Origin of the sequence: Clostridium sp. D5, assembly GCF_000190355.1 — a bacterium.
Classification (GTDB): domain Bacteria; phylum Bacillota; class Clostridia; order Lachnospirales; family Lachnospiraceae; genus Faecalicatena; species Faecalicatena fissicatena_A.
Window position 1 is genome coordinate 40,564 of sequence record NZ_GL870812.1, and the last position, 15,421, is coordinate 55,984.

The 15,421-nt window shown below is 49.0% G+C and carries 16 protein-coding genes; 12 read left to right on the forward strand and 4 right to left on the reverse strand.

Annotated features, from left to right (window positions below):
- Positions 1–3: 3 nt before the first annotated feature.
- From HMPREF0240_RS10380 to HMPREF0240_RS10400, 5 genes are all read left to right on the forward strand, one after another.
- Entirely contained in the window at positions 4–714 is a 711-nt protein-coding gene (locus tag HMPREF0240_RS10380; protein ID WP_002576202.1) for a LytTR family DNA-binding domain-containing protein, read from the forward strand.
- A 458-nt stretch (positions 715–1,172) separates the two neighbouring features.
- Positions 1,173–1,994, forward strand: coding sequence for an ATP-binding protein (locus tag HMPREF0240_RS24990; protein ID WP_242833326.1), 822 nt, complete (start codon positions 1,173–1,175; stop codon positions 1,992–1,994).
- Positions 1,995–2,146: 152 nt separating this feature from the next.
- Entirely contained in the window at positions 2,147–2,812 is a 666-nt protein-coding gene (locus HMPREF0240_RS10390; RefSeq protein WP_002576200.1) for an ABC transporter ATP-binding protein, read from the forward strand.
- Positions 2,813–2,824: 12 nt separating this feature from the next.
- Positions 2,825–5,386 (forward strand): ABC transporter permease, encoded by a 2,562-nt coding sequence (locus HMPREF0240_RS10395; protein ID WP_009003384.1) that lies wholly within the window; start codon positions 2,825–2,827, stop codon positions 5,384–5,386.
- 284 nt (positions 5,387–5,670) lie between these two features.
- On the forward strand, positions 5,671–6,222 hold the full coding sequence (locus HMPREF0240_RS10400) for a coproporphyrinogen III oxidase (RefSeq protein ID WP_227108925.1): 552 nt from the start codon (positions 5,671–5,673) through the stop codon (positions 6,220–6,222).
- A gap of 53 nt (positions 6,223–6,275) precedes the next feature.
- Here HMPREF0240_RS10400 and HMPREF0240_RS10405 read toward each other — a convergent pair whose 3' ends face one another.
- A complete protein-coding gene (locus HMPREF0240_RS10405) occupies positions 6,276–6,632 on the reverse strand; it encodes a helix-turn-helix domain-containing protein (RefSeq protein WP_009003386.1) in 357 nt (118 codons plus the stop codon).
- A 150-nt stretch (positions 6,633–6,782) separates the two neighbouring features.
- On the opposite strand from HMPREF0240_RS10405, the gene HMPREF0240_RS10410 reads away from it, so the two are divergent.
- Positions 6,783–7,301 carry a nitroreductase family protein gene (locus HMPREF0240_RS10410; protein WP_002576196.1) on the forward strand — a complete coding sequence of 173 codons (519 nt, stop codon included), beginning with the start codon at positions 6,783–6,785 and terminating at the stop codon, positions 7,299–7,301.
- Between the two features lie 46 nt (positions 7,302–7,347).
- Here the strand turns inward: HMPREF0240_RS10410 and HMPREF0240_RS10415 are convergent, their stop codons facing one another.
- Positions 7,348–7,665, reverse strand: a complete 318-nt coding sequence (locus HMPREF0240_RS10415; RefSeq protein WP_002576195.1) for a metalloregulator ArsR/SmtB family transcription factor — start codon at positions 7,663–7,665, stop codon at positions 7,348–7,350.
- Between the two features lie 83 nt (positions 7,666–7,748).
- On the opposite strand from HMPREF0240_RS10415, the gene HMPREF0240_RS10420 reads away from it, so the two are divergent.
- Positions 7,749–8,114 (forward strand): metalloregulator ArsR/SmtB family transcription factor, encoded by a 366-nt coding sequence (locus HMPREF0240_RS10420; RefSeq protein WP_002576194.1) that lies wholly within the window; start codon positions 7,749–7,751, stop codon positions 8,112–8,114.
- Between the two features lie 47 nt (positions 8,115–8,161).
- Here HMPREF0240_RS10420 and HMPREF0240_RS10425 read toward each other — a convergent pair whose 3' ends face one another.
- Positions 8,162–10,042 carry a heavy metal translocating P-type ATPase gene (locus HMPREF0240_RS10425; protein ID WP_009003388.1) on the reverse strand — a complete coding sequence of 627 codons (1,881 nt, stop codon included), beginning with the start codon at positions 10,040–10,042 and terminating at the stop codon, positions 8,162–8,164.
- A gap of 101 nt (positions 10,043–10,143) precedes the next feature.
- Entirely contained in the window at positions 10,144–10,362 is a 219-nt protein-coding gene (locus tag HMPREF0240_RS10430) for a cation transporter (protein WP_002576192.1), read from the reverse strand.
- 41 nt (positions 10,363–10,403) lie between these two features.
- Here HMPREF0240_RS10430 and HMPREF0240_RS10435 point away from each other — a divergent pair, with 41 nt between their 5' ends.
- The 5 genes from HMPREF0240_RS10435 (at position 10,404) to HMPREF0240_RS10455 (ending at position 15,417) form a co-directional block, all read left to right on the forward strand.
- Entirely contained in the window at positions 10,404–10,694 is a 291-nt protein-coding gene (locus tag HMPREF0240_RS10435) for a hypothetical protein (protein WP_147331933.1), read from the forward strand.
- Positions 10,695–10,759: 65 nt separating this feature from the next.
- Positions 10,760–13,333, forward strand: coding sequence for a heavy metal translocating P-type ATPase (locus HMPREF0240_RS10440; protein WP_025491711.1), 2,574 nt, complete (start codon positions 10,760–10,762; stop codon positions 13,331–13,333).
- A 10-nt stretch (positions 13,334–13,343) separates the two neighbouring features.
- Positions 13,344–13,607: a metal-sensing transcriptional repressor gene (locus tag HMPREF0240_RS10445; RefSeq protein WP_002578546.1), complete on the forward strand. Its 264-nt coding sequence runs from the start codon at positions 13,344–13,346 to the stop codon at positions 13,605–13,607.
- A gap of 207 nt (positions 13,608–13,814) precedes the next feature.
- A complete protein-coding gene (locus HMPREF0240_RS10450) occupies positions 13,815–15,188 on the forward strand; it encodes an MATE family efflux transporter (protein WP_002576190.1) in 1,374 nt (457 codons plus the stop codon).
- A gap of 13 nt (positions 15,189–15,201) precedes the next feature.
- A complete protein-coding gene (locus tag HMPREF0240_RS10455) occupies positions 15,202–15,417 on the forward strand; it encodes a FeoA domain-containing protein (RefSeq protein WP_002576189.1) in 216 nt (71 codons plus the stop codon).
- Positions 15,418–15,421 lie beyond the last annotated feature (4 nt).

Genomic DNA, 15,421 nt, shown 5'->3' on the forward strand with positions numbered 1-15,421 from the left:
ACAGTGCTGCATATAGCAATTTGTGATGATGAAAAAGACTTTGTCCAGTATTTGACCGACTTACTGAACCAATACAGCAAGGAAACAGGACGGAACATAAAGATTACCCCGTACTATGACGGTATGGAGCTAATCGAGAAATACGATCCAACCATAGACCTGATTTTCCTTGATATTCAAATGAAGATGGTAGACGGACTTCATGCTGCCGAGCGTATCCGACAAATGGACGAAACCGTGGGCATTATTTTTCTAACTACTCTTACACAGTATGGGCTTGAGGGATATAAATACCATGCGACGAACTACATCATTAAGCCCATGAAATATGCCCGGCTCAAATCAGAAATGGACAAATTCGTGGAGCGCAGCCAGAAAGAAGATGCCCCCTCTCTGGTGATTACCAACGATACCGGCAAATATAAGGTGCCGCTGAAATCCATTCGATACGTTGAAACCTATAACCGCAATCTGATGTTCCATACCGAGCAGGAAAATATTATCTGCTATAAGAGCATGAAAGAAGTGGAACGGGAGCTTTGCGACAAAGACTTTGTGCGCTGCCATACCAGCTACATTGTCAATCTGTTCTATGTGAAAGGCATCAAGAAGCTGGATATTGAATTGATTACAGGTGAGGTCATTCTCATCAGCCAGCCCAAACGGAAAGAATTTATGGAACGGCTGACGGACTATTGGGGGAATTTCTTATGATCCGCTTTTTTGAAATTCTCTCTTTTTTATTGGCATGGGGATATACAGCGATTTTCTTTCTTATTTTGAAATCCTTTCTTCCTCTCCGCAAAAATGTGGTACTAAAAGTTATAGCGTTTCTGATTTGTGGCTATTTAGCTGATTCCATTATCTATTCCAATGATGCTGGAAGTCTGTTTGGTACAATGGTTTTGTTTTTTCTCTATGTTCTACTGTTTTATCGCGGGACATTCATGGAGAAATTATCGGTCATACTTGTTTTTTATCCGGCACTCATTGCCATTAACTACTTAATGCTTGACACCGGGGGCCGATTATTCAAAATCGTAACCCAAGCAAGTTATGAGGAGGCTTTACAATCCTCAACACTCATGCTCACCAGTGCAGCCATTCATACGGTGTCCCTTTTGCTGCGGTTACTGTTCTGGATCGGTGCATGGTTGGTTTTGCGGAGGTTTTTGGAAAAAATTCCGTCCCATCTGAACATAAAGACATGGCTGATTATTGATATGCTGATTCTTGCCTCATTTGTGGCAATCTTCACAATTATCTACTTTATGCCTGAAAATACTGTGATTGTTTATCCCATCTGTGGGGCTTCTATTTTTTCCAGTTTCAGTTGTATGTATCTGGCAGCTTATATTTATGATTCCATGCAGACAGCATACCGAGTACAGCAGATGGAAACACAGCGGGATTATTACAAGGAGCGCATTGTCGAAGAAGAACGTGTCCGCTCCATCTACCACGACCTGAAAAACCACCTGCTTGTCATGGAAAGCAGGCAGAATACAGCAGAAACCCGGCAGATGGCCGAAATGCTCCGCTCTCAAATTGCAGACTATGAGGACTATGTGCATACAGGAAACGAGTTTCTTGACATCATTCTAAAGGACAAGGCAGCAAAAGCCCGCGAAAAGCAGATTGATTTCTCGGCTTTGGTTGATTTCAAGGGTATGGACTTCATAGAGCCGTTGGATATCAGCACCATCTTCAGCAATGCCCTTGACAACGCTATGGAGGCCAGCGAACGGTTGCCGGAAGATCAACGATTGGTTACTGTCAAGGCCGAGCGTGTTCGGGATATGTTGATTATCACGGTGGAAAACAACACCTTACCGGGGACACGGCCAGCCGAGGGAACCACAAAGAAAGATCGTTTCGTACATGGCTTTGGTATTCCCAATATTAAAAAAGCCGTTGAAAAATACGACGGACAGTGCAGTTTCCATCAGGGGGATGGAACTTACCTGCTGAAAATCCTGATCCCGATTCCTTAACAGATTGACGCCGCTTCTTCACGAAGCGGCGTTTTTTTGTGCAGACTTAGTTTTTTCATTATAGATGTTAGTTTACGCATTTTCCATTGTGCCTTTCTTTTGCCCGGATATAATGAAGAAAAAACACAAAAAGCAAAGAGAGGTTATAGAACATGAGTATTTTAAGCACCAAGCAACTGACAAAGCAATACGGCACCGAGCCGAATATTGTTAAGGCGCTGGACGGCGTAAGCATTTCGATTGAACCGGGCGAGTTTGTTGCCATCATCGGCACATCCGGCAGCGGCAAGTCAACCCTGCTGAATATGCTGGGGGGATTAGACCGCCCCACTTCCGGCTCTGTCAGGGTAGATAATTACGAGCTGGGCAAGCTGAAAGACGAGGACTTGACTGTGTTCCGCCGCCAGCGGATCGGTTTTATCTTTCAGAACTACAATCTGGTTCCCGTCTTGAATGTGTATGAAAATATCGTTATGCCCATCCAGCTTGACGGGAAAAAGCCGGATCAGAAATTTATCAAAGAGATCGTGGCTTTGCTGGGGCTGGAAAAGAAACTCTACAATATGCCCAACACTCTTTCCGGCGGCCAGCAGCAGCGCGTCGCCATTGCAAGAGCTTTAGCCAGCAAACCGGCAATCATCCTTGCCGACGAGCCGACCGGCAATCTGGACAGCAAGACCAGTGATGAAGTCATCGAGCTTTTGAAAGTCACCAGTCAGAAATTTCATCAGACCATTGTAATGATTACCCATAACCCGGAAATTGCAGCGCAGGCAGATCGTACCATTCATATCGAAGATGGCCGGATTGCAGAGTAAGGCGGTGATACCATGAAAAGACAAAAATCAATGATACGCACATTGACAAACCGCAGTTTCAAGGCAAACAAAACGCGCAATCTGGTTGCCATCTTTGCCATTGTTCTGACAACGGTAATGTTTACATCCCTGTTTGTCCTATCGCAGAGCATGGTTGAAAACCTGCGGAACATGAATTTTCAGCAGGCCGGATATAACAGCCATTTGAGTTCCGGCATCATGACGGACGCGGATGTGGAGAAGATCACCACCCATGAAGCTGTCCGAGACTTTGGCAAAAGCATTGTGGTTGGAATTGCTGAAAACAAGGAGTTGACCGGGCGACAGGTAGAAATCCGCTATGCGGACGAAAACTATGCCCGTTCCAGCTTTTCCTATCCCACCGAGGGAACCATGCCGGTGCAGGAAAACGAGATTGCTTTGGACACCATTACCCTTGATAAAATGGGGCTGCCTTATGAATTGGGGCAGAAAATCACCCTGCAATGGCGTAAGGACTTAAACGGTGAAGAAATCACCACCAGTATATTCACCCTCTCCGGCTATTGGAATGGAAATTCTGCTGCTATGGCAAGTATGGCATGGGTTTCCGAAGCCTGTGTTCAAAGCCAGTGTGCAGGTATCGACCAAGTGGAACAGTTGGCAAACGGGCAGGTATTAGGAACGGTGATGCTCCATATCGACCTATACAGCGACAGCAATTTGGAAGGGGCGGCGGAACAGATTTTAGCCGACACCGGCCTTTCCAATGTGTCCCTTTCTCCCAATGCCGCTTATGATTCCACAATGAACCAGAATATCAACCGTGAAGTTCTGCCGATGGCAATTTGCATGGTTCTGGTATTTGCAAGCGGTTATCTGATTATCTATAACATCTTTCAGATCTCCGTTGCCAGTGACATCCGCTTTTATGGCCGACTGAAAACTTTGGGGACAACCAAAAGACAGTTAAAGAAGATGATTTACGGACAGGCCAACCGCCTGTCGCTGATTGGTATTCCTATCGGGCTTGTGATCGGGTATCTGCTGGGGGCTGTGCTGGTGCCGGTAATGATAACCGGGACAACGGGAGAAGCCAAAACAGCGGTCAATCCCTATATCTTCATCGGCTCTGCGCTGTTTGCCTATTTGACGGTTCTGATCTCCTGCATGAAGCCTGCGAAAATCGCCGGTAAGGTTTCCCCAATGGAAGCTCTGCGCTACACCGACGCCGGAACGAACAGCAAACGGAAAACAAAGAAAAGCACCGGCGGCGCAAGCATCCCGAAGATGGCTCTGGCTAACTTAGGCCGGAACAAAAAGCGTACCATTACGGTAATCTGCTCCCTGACGCTGGGGCTTGTGCTGCTTTCATGTGTCTATGCGAAAAATGCCAGCTTCGATATTGATAAGTACATGAGCCAGACAGTTATCAGTGATTTTGAGGTAGAGGACAGTTCGATTTCTTCCACCTTTGGCACCTATAATCCCTATGGCACCACCATTTCCCCGGAGCTGGTACAGAACATTGAGGGACTTTCCGGGCTGGAAGCAACAGGGCGTTTGTATTCGCAGGTATTTACACATAAAATCGGGGCGTCTGCTCTTGAAAATATCCAGACCTACTATAACGCTGATGACCGGCTGACCTATATTGAAGCAACGGATGCAGGGTTGGCAGAAGCCTATCACGACATGATCGACAGCGGCGAATGTATTTCCATTCTATACGGCATTGACGGCCTGATTCTGGACACCTTTGCACAGGACGGCAGGATGTTGGATGGCACCTTTGACAAAGGGAAATTCTTGTCCGGGGGCTATGTAGTGATGGAAGCGGCTACCGGTGCAGAGGACAGTGGGAAAGAAACACAGCCGACTTATTCTGTTGGTGATACGGTAGAGTTGAACGGCCAGCAATACGAGGTTATGGCGATTGTGGCGGATATTCCCACCATTACCGAGGGCGTAAACAGCAGCACACAAGACTTCCTTTCTTTCTATCTTCCTGCCGATACATTCCGGGCCATGTACCCGGATAACACTCTGCGGAAGCTGTTCTTTGATGTAGTCGAGGAATACCAGCCGCAGGCGGAAGAAATGCTGATCCAATATCAACAAGACGTGGACAAGAGCCTGAATTATACTGCGAAATCCACTTTGATTGAGCATTATCAGGAACAGACACGGGCGAACACTGTGATGGGCTTTGCAATCAGCCTTATCATTGCTTTTGTGGGTATTCTGAATTTCGTCAATTCGATGGTAACAGCGATTGTTTCCCGCCAGAAAGAATTTGCCATGATCCAGAGCATCGGCATGACAAAACGGCAGCTCCGGCGTATGCTGATCGATGAGGGCTTGTATTACGCGGGAAGCACTTTGTTGGCAGCTTATGTATTAGGCACTGTGGCAGTAGCTGTTGGTGTCCGTATGATGGTAGCCGGTGACTGGACGGCAACATTCCACTTTACACTATTGCCGCTGGTAATCTGTACGCCGATTTTGATTGCGTTTGCAATCGTTGTTCCCTATATCTGCTTTAAGAATTTGGAGAAGCAAAGTATCGTGGAAAGACTGCGGGCAACTGATTGATGTGTTCTAACATACGGCCAGTGTCGGTTACACTGGCCGTATGAAAAAGGGACCTAAAATGAAAGAGTACACGCTAATTATCAAGGGAGAAATGGATTTTATCATCTTATCTCCGCAGGTGCTTTCTTCCCTGATTACTCAAATTCATAACAGCCCGGAGCGAAAAGTTGTGGTAAGTATTGAGAGCATCATGCCACCAAAGTTTACCGACTATCTGCTTCGGGTAATCAATAGCAACCGCTTTAGCAATGAACGGTTCCGCTACCGTTGTACGAAGCGGCTGCATGGCAAAAGATGCGGACATGATCTTGTCGGAGTTCATATTGCTGGGGATCGGCGGCAAGGAGCTGTCTGAAGAAAATGCTGCTCAAACAGCAAAGGCGTTGAACATCATCCAGCCTGATTTTATCCGTGTCCACGCCACGGGTATTAAGCTAGAGTCCAAGCTGGGCGAGTTTGTCAGGGATGGCTCGTTTACTCTGCAATCGGAGGAAGAAATCGTTATAGAGCAAAAGTTATTCTTGCAGCAGCTACATGAGATGGACAGTTACTATGTGAATGAACACATCGTCAATCTGCTTCTGGAGGTCAGGGGAAATCTGCGAACAGAGAAACAGGAAATGCTCTCTACGATTGACCGCTTTCTGACCCTGCCACCGGATGAAAGGCTTTTGTTTACTGTCGGCAGGCGGCTCAATATCTTCTTCCGCTTGGACGATCTGAAAAAGCCGAAGCTGCATCAAAAGGCCGGGGAAAGCCTGCAACAGATTTTAAGTAAGAATCCCCATGTTGACTTTGCCGCGCTGTGCAATTACGTCCGGCAGTCACAAATTTAGAGCAGAAAATATAAGCTGGGCATAGCCGTTTTTCGTCAGCTATGCCCAGCCTTTTATTTGCGACTTTGACAGCATGGCGGCTGAACATCCAGGCCGTCCAGATAGTTGTTTCCCCACTGGCACATTGCATCCAGAATAGGAACAATACTCTGTCCAAATGGGGTAAGAGAATATACCGTCTTGGGCGGCTTTTCTGGAATCACTTCACGATGAATCATGCCGTTGTTTTCCAGATCGTGAAGCTGCTGCGAAAGCATCTTCGGCGTGGCGTTTGAAATCAGCCGCTGTAACTCCATATAGTGTAATGGATGGTCAATCAGATGCCAGAGGATCAACGGCTTATACTTGCCGCCGATCAAAGACAGGGTTGCCTCAACTGGGCAGTTGAATTGATTTTTTTCACATTTCATAAAATGGCTCTCCTTTCCCGCAAGGTGCTATCTTTTTGGGAAGTATCTTCCGAAAAAGTGCATTCTTGCGGTTTTGTGTTCTAGTGCTACAATTAGGTCAATGGTTGATTTGATATGCTCAAAATAAAAATACTGAAAGGACTATATATTATGGATTTTATCACGATTGCAAAGCAGCGTATGTCGGTACGCGATTACAAGGAAACGAAGGTAGAACCTGAGAAGCTGGAGCAGATTCTGGAGGCTGCTCATGTGGCCCCGACCGCTGCCAACCTTCAGCCGATTCGCCTGATTGCCGTTCAGAGCGAGGAAGGTCTTGCGAAGATCAGTAAAGCGGCCAATATCTACGGTGCGCCCCTGGCTATTATTGTTTGCGCCGATCACGATAAGGCGTGGGTACGGCCTTTCGATCAGAAGCAGACCGGTGACATTGACGCCTCCATCCTGACCGACCACATGATGCTCCAGGCCACAGAGCTGGGCCTTGGAACGGTGTGGGTATGCTACTTCAAGCCCGATGTTCTGCGCAAGGAATTTGACCTCCCGGCCAACCTGGAGCCGGTCAACATTCTGGTTGTCGGCTATTCCGATGAAGGAACCGGCGACCCCAATCGCTTCAATAAGCAGCGCATCCCGATGAGCCAGCTGGTTTCCTACGAAACGCTGTAATTGAATACCCGCGCAGCCCCTGCAAAACAGCACAGGGGCTGCGTTTTTATCTTTCTGAAATATGAGCGTAGGTTTCTTCAAGAATCCACCGGATATGTTCGTCCTGCAAGGAATAAATCACGTTTTTCCCGGCCTTGCGTGATTGCACTAACCGGACAATCCAAAGCGCACGAAGCTGGTGGGATATGGCCGATTCTGTGACCTCCATCTTTTGTGCCAGTTCGCTGACGCAAGAATCTTTCTGCATCAGATACCAAAGTATCCGCATCCGTGTGTAATCGCCCATCGCTTTGTGAAGCTCGGTTAATTGTTCCAATTCGCCAGGGCTTGGAGCGGAAAAAGTTTTTTTCTCTGTTTCGTTCATGTATTTTTCTCCAATCTATAATGAAGCTGTTTGACAGACAAGAATTATGTCAGTATCATAGTCACAGGAAGGAGCTGATTTTTATGCCGCATTACAATCTACCCCATAACCACGGACAGAATATTGAAAAAGTCTTAAATAAGATGCCCTCTGCGGAAGGGTTTAAGGATATATCATTTTTATTTCAGCAGCTTGGCGATCCGACCCGGCTGCGGATTCTGTGGCTGCTGTGCCATTGTGAAGAATGTGTATGCAATCTCGCGGCGGCTGTGGATATGAGCGCCCCTGCTGTGTCACATCATCTGCGGATATTAAAAAAGAGCGGGATCATTTCAAGCCGCAGGGACGGAAAAGAAGTCTATTATTCGCTGTCGGACACGCCGCAGGCAAAGCTCCTGCATCATGCCATAGATGCGTTGTTTGAAGTATCATGCCCGACTGAACAATAAGGAAATGCGCCGCAGCGTGTGAAAGTTGCGGCGCATTTCTATTGCGCTTAACCCTGATTTGTGCTGCCCGCTGGCATATCCGGCAGCTTGACCCGCATGGCGCGGATGGCATTGAGAATCGCAATAATGGAAACGCCTACATCTGCGAACACCGCCGCCCACATATTTGCATAGCCTAGCGCACCTAAAATCAGAACCAGGAATTTCACGCCCAGGGCAAACACAATATTCTGATTTGCGATGCGGATCGTCTTACGGGCGATCTTCATAACAGCGGCAATTTTGGACGGTTCATCCGTCATAAGAACCACGTCAGCAGCTTCAATGGCCGCATCGGAACCCAAGCCGCCCATAGCAATACCGACATCGGCCCGCGCCAGTACGGGAGCGTCATTGATACCATCCCCAACAAAGGCCAACATACCTTTTTCGCTTTTCTGCTTCAGCAGGCTTTCCACGCGGTCAACCTTATCAGCGGGCAGCAGTTCAGTATAAACCTGATCCAGATGAAGCTGCCCTGCGACTTTCTTTCCAACGGCATCTGCATCGCCGGTCAGCATGACCGTTTTGCGGATACCGGCAGATTTCAGCAGCTTGATTGCGGCTGGAGCATCGGCCTTGATCTCGTCCTCAATGATGATACATCCAGCGTATTTCCCGTCACAGGCCAGATAGACCACGGTGCCGACAGCTGAGGATGGCGTGTACTTAATATGCGCTTTCTCCATCAGCTTGGTGTTTCCGGCCAGAATCGTTTTCCCGTCAATCACGGCCTGCACGCCGTGACCGGCAATTTCCTGGACATCGGAAACTCGGCTGTTGTCGATTTTCTGTCCATAGGCGTTTTTAATAGAAAGAGAAATCGGGTGGTTGGAGTAGTCCTCAGCGTATGCGGCCAGCTCCAAAAGCTGCGCTTCCTTCATGCCGACAGGGTGGATCTCGCTGACCGCAAAGGAGCCTTTTGTCAGTGTGCCGGTCTTATCAAAGACCACGACCTCGGTATTTGCCAGGGCCTCCAGATAGTTGCTGCCCTTTACCAGAACGCCGATCTTGGACGCGCCGCCGATGCCTCCGAAGAAACTAAGCGGAATGGAGATGACCAGCGCACAGGGGCAGGAAATCACCAGGAAGGTCAAGGCCCGGTAAATCCAGGTGCTGAATGTCTGCTGGGTAATCAGCGGCGGCAGGATTGCCAGCGCCAGAGCAGCAAATACCACTACCGGGGTATAATACCTGGCAAAGCGTGTGATGAAATTCTCAATACGGCCCTTCTTATCGCTTGCGTTTTCCACAAGGTCAAGGATTTTGGCTACGGTGGATTCCCCAAATTCTTTTGTGGTCTGAATGTTCAGGATGCCGGTCTGGTTGATACAGCCGCTGATGACCTCCATTCCCGGCTCCACCTCGCGGGGCATGGATTCTCCGGTCAGGGCCGAAGTGTCCAGGGTGGAGAAGCCTTTGAGAATCGTACCGTCCAGCGGGATGCGCTCTCCCGGTTTCACAACAATGGTTTCTCCAATCTGAACCTCGTCCGGGTCAACCTGAACCAGTTTTCCGTCCCTTTCGATGTTAGCATAGTCCGGGCGAATGTCCATCAGGCTTGCGATAGATTTTCTGGACTTGGACACCGCATAGGACTGGAACCATTCGCCCACCTGGTAAAACAGCATAACGGCGACACCCTCGGAATGTTCGCCCAAAATGAGTGCGCCGATGGTGGCAATCGTCATCAGGAAATTTTCGTCAAACACCTGTCCATGCAGGATGTTCGTGATTGCCTTCCAGACAATATCCCAGCCGACAACCACATAGCAGACGAGAAAGACCGCCATCTCCGCCAATTCAGGGAGATGGAGCAAGCTGCCTGCAAGAAACAGCACCGCCGCCACGATAATGCGTGTGAGCAAGTGCCTTTGTTTTCGTGTCATAGTGTATTCTCCTTTCGTTGCAGCATAAAGCGTGTCACGCTTTTTCTGTCTATTGATGAAAAACACCGGCTACCTTGTGGCAGCCGGTGTCCAGCTTTTCATTACGCCTTAACAGTCACATCCGGCTCGATCTGCTTAATCAGCGTCTTTGCTTCGGCCAGAACAGCGTCAAACTGATCGTCCGGCGCTTCCAGAACCATCTTCTGACCCAGGAAGTTGACGGATACGCTGGTCACACCATCAATCTTCTTCACGGCGTTCTGGATTTTGTCAGCACAATGGCCGCAGTCCAGGTCAAGCAGTTTAATGGTCTTTTTCATTGAGAAAGCCCCCTTTCATTTTGGTATTTGGTTGGCTTGATATGGCTGAACAATTAAAAGATTGTTTAATCGTTCATGCTGCCAGTATATTCACGAAAACCCTCAAAGTCAATGGATTTGGGAGCGGTTCTGCCCTTTGGATTGGAGAACCTGCCGATTGGATTTCCAGCAAAAAACCTCATTTCTCTTTGGATAAAAAAAGCTCCACTTTGGAGCAGACAAAGGAGAAGCAGTATAAGTATAATGAAAAACGGTCAAAGACCTTGTGCGTAAACTTTATGTTCGGGGCTTTAGCATCTTTCCCCCAAGATGCCAAACGCCCCTTTTCATAACGGTATTTAGTTCCCTACGGGGGAGGGGTACTCGCACAAATCTTTATAAGAAAGAAGGGGTGATTTTGCAAAAAGAGCAATTTGACATTACGGGTATGACTTGCTCGGCCTGCTCTACCAGAGTGGAAAAGAGCGTGGCAAAGCTACCTGGCATCAAAGAAGTGTCCGTCAACCTGTTAAAAAACAGCATGGTTGCTTCTTATGATGAATCCGTTTTGGATACGGCGGGAATCGTCCAGGCCGTTGAAAAGGCCGGTTATGGCGCGATTCCCAAAGCCTCCGCACAAAACAAGAGCCGCACGACCACACCGGCAGCAAAACCGGAGGTCAGTACGGCACAGGTAGAATACAAGCAGATGAAACAGCGGCTGCTGCTTTCTGCCCTTTTTACGATCCCACTGTTTTATATTTCTATGGGTCACATGATGGGGTGGCCGCTCCCCAGCTCCTTGCTGGGGATGGAAAATGCAATCAGCTTTGCATTTACCCAATTCCTGCTGCTGATCCCGGTGGTGTTCATCAACTTCAAATATTACCGGATGGGCTTCAAGACCCTGTTCCACGGCTCGCCTAACATGGATTCGCTGATTGCGATAGGCTCCAGCGCCGCAATCGTTTATGGCATTTACGCCATTTACAAAATCGGCATCGGATTCGGTCATGGGGATATGGCTACGGTTCACAGCTTTATGATGGATTTGTATTTTGAATCCGCAGGCATGATTCTGACCCTTATCACCTTGGGCAAAACCCTGGAGGCCCGCGCAAAGGGTAAGACTTCGGATGCAATTACAAAGCTGATGAATCTGGCTCCCAAAACAGCTACCGTGGAGCGGGATGGAAAAGAGCTTCAGGTGTCTGTGGAAGAAGTGCAGTTGGGCGAAACCCTGATTGTCAAGGCCGGTGAGTCTGTGCCGGTGGATGGTATTGTCATCGAGGGCTTTTCCTCCGTTGATGAATCTGCCCTGACCGGCGAGAGCATCCCCGTGGAGAAGCATATCGGGGACAAAGTGATCGGCGCGACCACAAGTAAGTCCGGCTATTTCAAGATGCAGGCCACCAAGGTGGGCGATGATACCACGCTGGCACAGATCGTCCGGCTGGTGGATGAAGCGACCAGCTCCAAGGCCCCTATTGCGAAACTGGCTGATAAGGTCAGCGGCGTGTTTGTTCCGGTGGTTATCAGCATCGCACTGATTGCAGTCATTGTCTGGCTGCTGTTGGGATATGGCTTTGAATTTGCCCTATCTATCGGCATTTCTGTCCTGGTCATTTCCTGTCCCTGTGCGCTGGGCCTTGCAACGCCTACGGCCATTATGGTCGGAACCGGCAAGGGCGCAAGCAACGGTATCCTGATTAAATCGGCGGAGGCCCTGGAAACGGCCCATAACATTGATACGGTTGTGCTGGATAAGACCGGCACGATTACCCAGGGTACGCCCGTGGTGACAAATATGCTCTGCAAAGAGGGTGTTCCACAAAAGGAGATGCTGCAAATCGCTGCTTCGCTGGAAAAGCTGTCCGAGCATCCGCTGGCGGACGCGATTGTGGCAGAGGCCGAAAAAGCACAACTTTCCTTCCTCCCGGTGGATGATTTCAAGCAGATTCCCGGTCAGGGCCTTGTGGGTCAGATCGGAAACGAAACGTGCCTTGCCGGAAACCGCCGACTGATGGCGGCAAATGGCATCAATGGCGGCGCACTCCTTCAGTTGGGCGAGGAAATGGCCGTTGACGGGAAAACACCTCTGTTCTTTGCCCGTGGCGGTCAGCTTATTGGTGTCATTGCCGTGGCGGATGTAGTTAAGCCCACCAGCAAGCAGGCCATAGCGGAATTGACCGGCATGGGCATTGAGGTGGTCATGCTGACCGGCGACAATGCAAAGACCGCAGAAGCGATTCGGCGTCAGGTCGGCGTGGATCGTGTCGTGGCAGAGGTATTCCCCCAGGATAAGGAGAAGGAAATCCGCCGTTTGCAGAGCGTCGGTAAGAAGGTGGCGATGGTCGGTGACGGTATCAACGATGCTCCGGCCCTTGCCAGAGCGGATGTTGGTATCGCTATCGGGGCCGGAACGGATGTGGCGATTGAGTCAGCGGACATTGTTTTGATGAAAAGCGATCTGCTGGATGTGTCCACGGCAATCCAGCTTAGTAAGGCGGTTATCCGCAACATCAAGCAAAATCTGTTCTGGGCGTTTATCTACAACATCATCGGTATTCCGGTGGCGGCAGGCGTATTCTATCTTCCCTTTGCATGGAAGCTGAACCCCATGATCGGCGCTTTTGCTATGAGTTTCAGTTCGGTATTCGTGGTGTCCAATGCCCTGCGTCTGCGGTGGTTCAAGGCGAAGCATCAGGCCAATACAGAACGGGATTCAGTCCCTATGCATGAACAAACAACGATTAAACAAGAACGAAAAGGAGCAATTCACATGGAAAAAGTATTGAACATCGAAGGAATGGTTTGCGGAATGTGTGTAAAACACGTTGATAAGGCGCTGCGGGACATCCAGGGCATCAAGGATGTGGATGTTTCCCTGGAGAGTAAGTCGGCCCAGGTGCAGCTTGACCAGGATGTGCCGGATGCTGTGCTGAAAGCTGCTATCGAGGACGCTGGCTATCAGCTCGTCAGTATCCAGTAACGGGCCGTTTATGAAGGCCAAGAAAGGCGATATTGTTCACAAGCTAAAAATCGCCAGAGGACAGTTAGACGGTATCCTGCAAATGGTTGAGGAAAATCGCTATTGCGTGGATATTTCCAATCAGCTTCTTGCTACGCAGGCGTTATTAAAAAGCGCCAATCAGCAGATTTTGCAAGCCCATATACGAAGCTGCGTCCGGGAGGCCCTGCAAACGGACGCCGTAAATCCAAAACTGGAAGAAGCCCTGAAACTACTGGAAAAAATGATACAGTAACAACGGGAGCGGAAAGGGCATTATGTCCTTTCCGCTCCTAAATTCGTTTCAGATTGGATTGTAAATCCTGCGGTTGGGAGCGTACAAAGAAGCCCGGATTTTATATACTTTAAGTGGTTAGTTAGATATGGCTAATCCAGCAAGGCACGTCACTGGCGCGCTTTGCTGGATACCTCGAAATTAAAATAGACCAGGAGGAATAGAGTGATGAAACAGGCACTTGACACAAGAACAAAGCTCTTAACAAAAAGCCCCTGGCCGCTGATGATTGAACTTAGCATCCCTGCGGTTCTTGGCATGGTGGTCGTTGGGCTTTATAACATGATGGATTCCATCTTTGTCGGCCAGATGGTCGGTGACGTGCAGATGGGAGCCATATCGGTATCCTATCCCTTGACGCTTATCAATGCCGGTTCAGCGGCCATGCTGGGCGTGGGTTCTGCATCGGTACTGTCCCGCGCTATCGGCAAGAAGGACGAGAACACAATTAAGAAGATCATGGGCAACTTGGTTGCGATGGTTCTTCTGTTGTCCGTCATCTACACTGTTGTGGGTATGGTTTTCACCCGCCAGCTTCTGTCCCTGACCGGAGCCAGCGATAACATTCTGAATTACGCTGAGAAATATCTGCGGATCGTATTCGCCGGTTCTCTGTTCGTAAACTTCTTCCAGAGCGCCAACATGGTCATCCGTGGAGAAGGCCAGCTCAAAAGGGCAATGACCATTATTGCCAGCGGCGCTATTTTGAATATCATTCTTGACCCTATTTTTATCAGTATCCTGAATCCCTACGGTATGGGCATTGAGGCGGCTGCTTATGCAACGATTTTCTCCCAGTTTGTCCAGGCTGCGATTACCCTGTGGTATTTCAAGAAGAAAAGCCCCCATGTGAAGATCGGGCGTATCCGCATTGATGGTGAGCTGCTTCCCCAGGTTCTTTCTGTCGGCATCTCTGCTCTGTTAATGCAGATTCTGACCCTGGTGCAGCAGACAGTGATTTATCGTGTGGCATCGAACTATGGCGGTGAAACCTCCCAGCTCCTTTTAGCGGCGGCGCTCCGGTTCTGGAATTTCTCTTTTGTACCTCTATGGGGTATCAGCCAGGGATTCCAGCCTGCCGCCGGTACAAACTACGGTGCGAAAGACTATGACCGGGTAAAGACGCTGACCAGAGTTTTCATTATCGCCGCAACGCTGCTGTCGCTGGTGTTCTATATCCCCGCCGAGCTGTTCCCAGAAAAGATTTTGTCCATGTTCCTGACAACGCCGGGTATCGCCGCATCAGGTTCGACAAACTTCCGTATCATGTTCAGCACCTATATCCTGCAAGGCAGCTTTATGATCGCCGTGACCCTGTTTCAGTCTTTGGGTAAAGCGAAAAAGGCCACCTGGCTTGTGCTGTTCCGTCAGATTATTCTCTTTATCCCGCTTTGTGTGGTTCTGCCAATGATCGGCGGCATGGGTATTCGCGGCGTGTGGCTGGCGATTGCGCTGACCGATGCGATTCTGGTGGCTATTATCGCGTTCATGGTGGCTTATGAGTTCCGCAAACTGCCTGCGACTTCTTCCGTAAATCGGTGAGGAGGGAGCGTTCATGTATCTTTGCGATGGAAAAATAGGAAATGAATATAAAGTTGAGGATATTGATCTGCCTGTCAATATAGAAAAGCGTTTGGAGGCCCTTGGGATGACCCGTGGAACCTCTATCGCTGTTCTGAACAGCAAAAGTCGGGGTGTCCTGATTGTGAAAGTCAGGGGAACACGCTTTGCACTTGGGCGCAATATCACAAAGAATATTTTAGTGGGGTAAATTC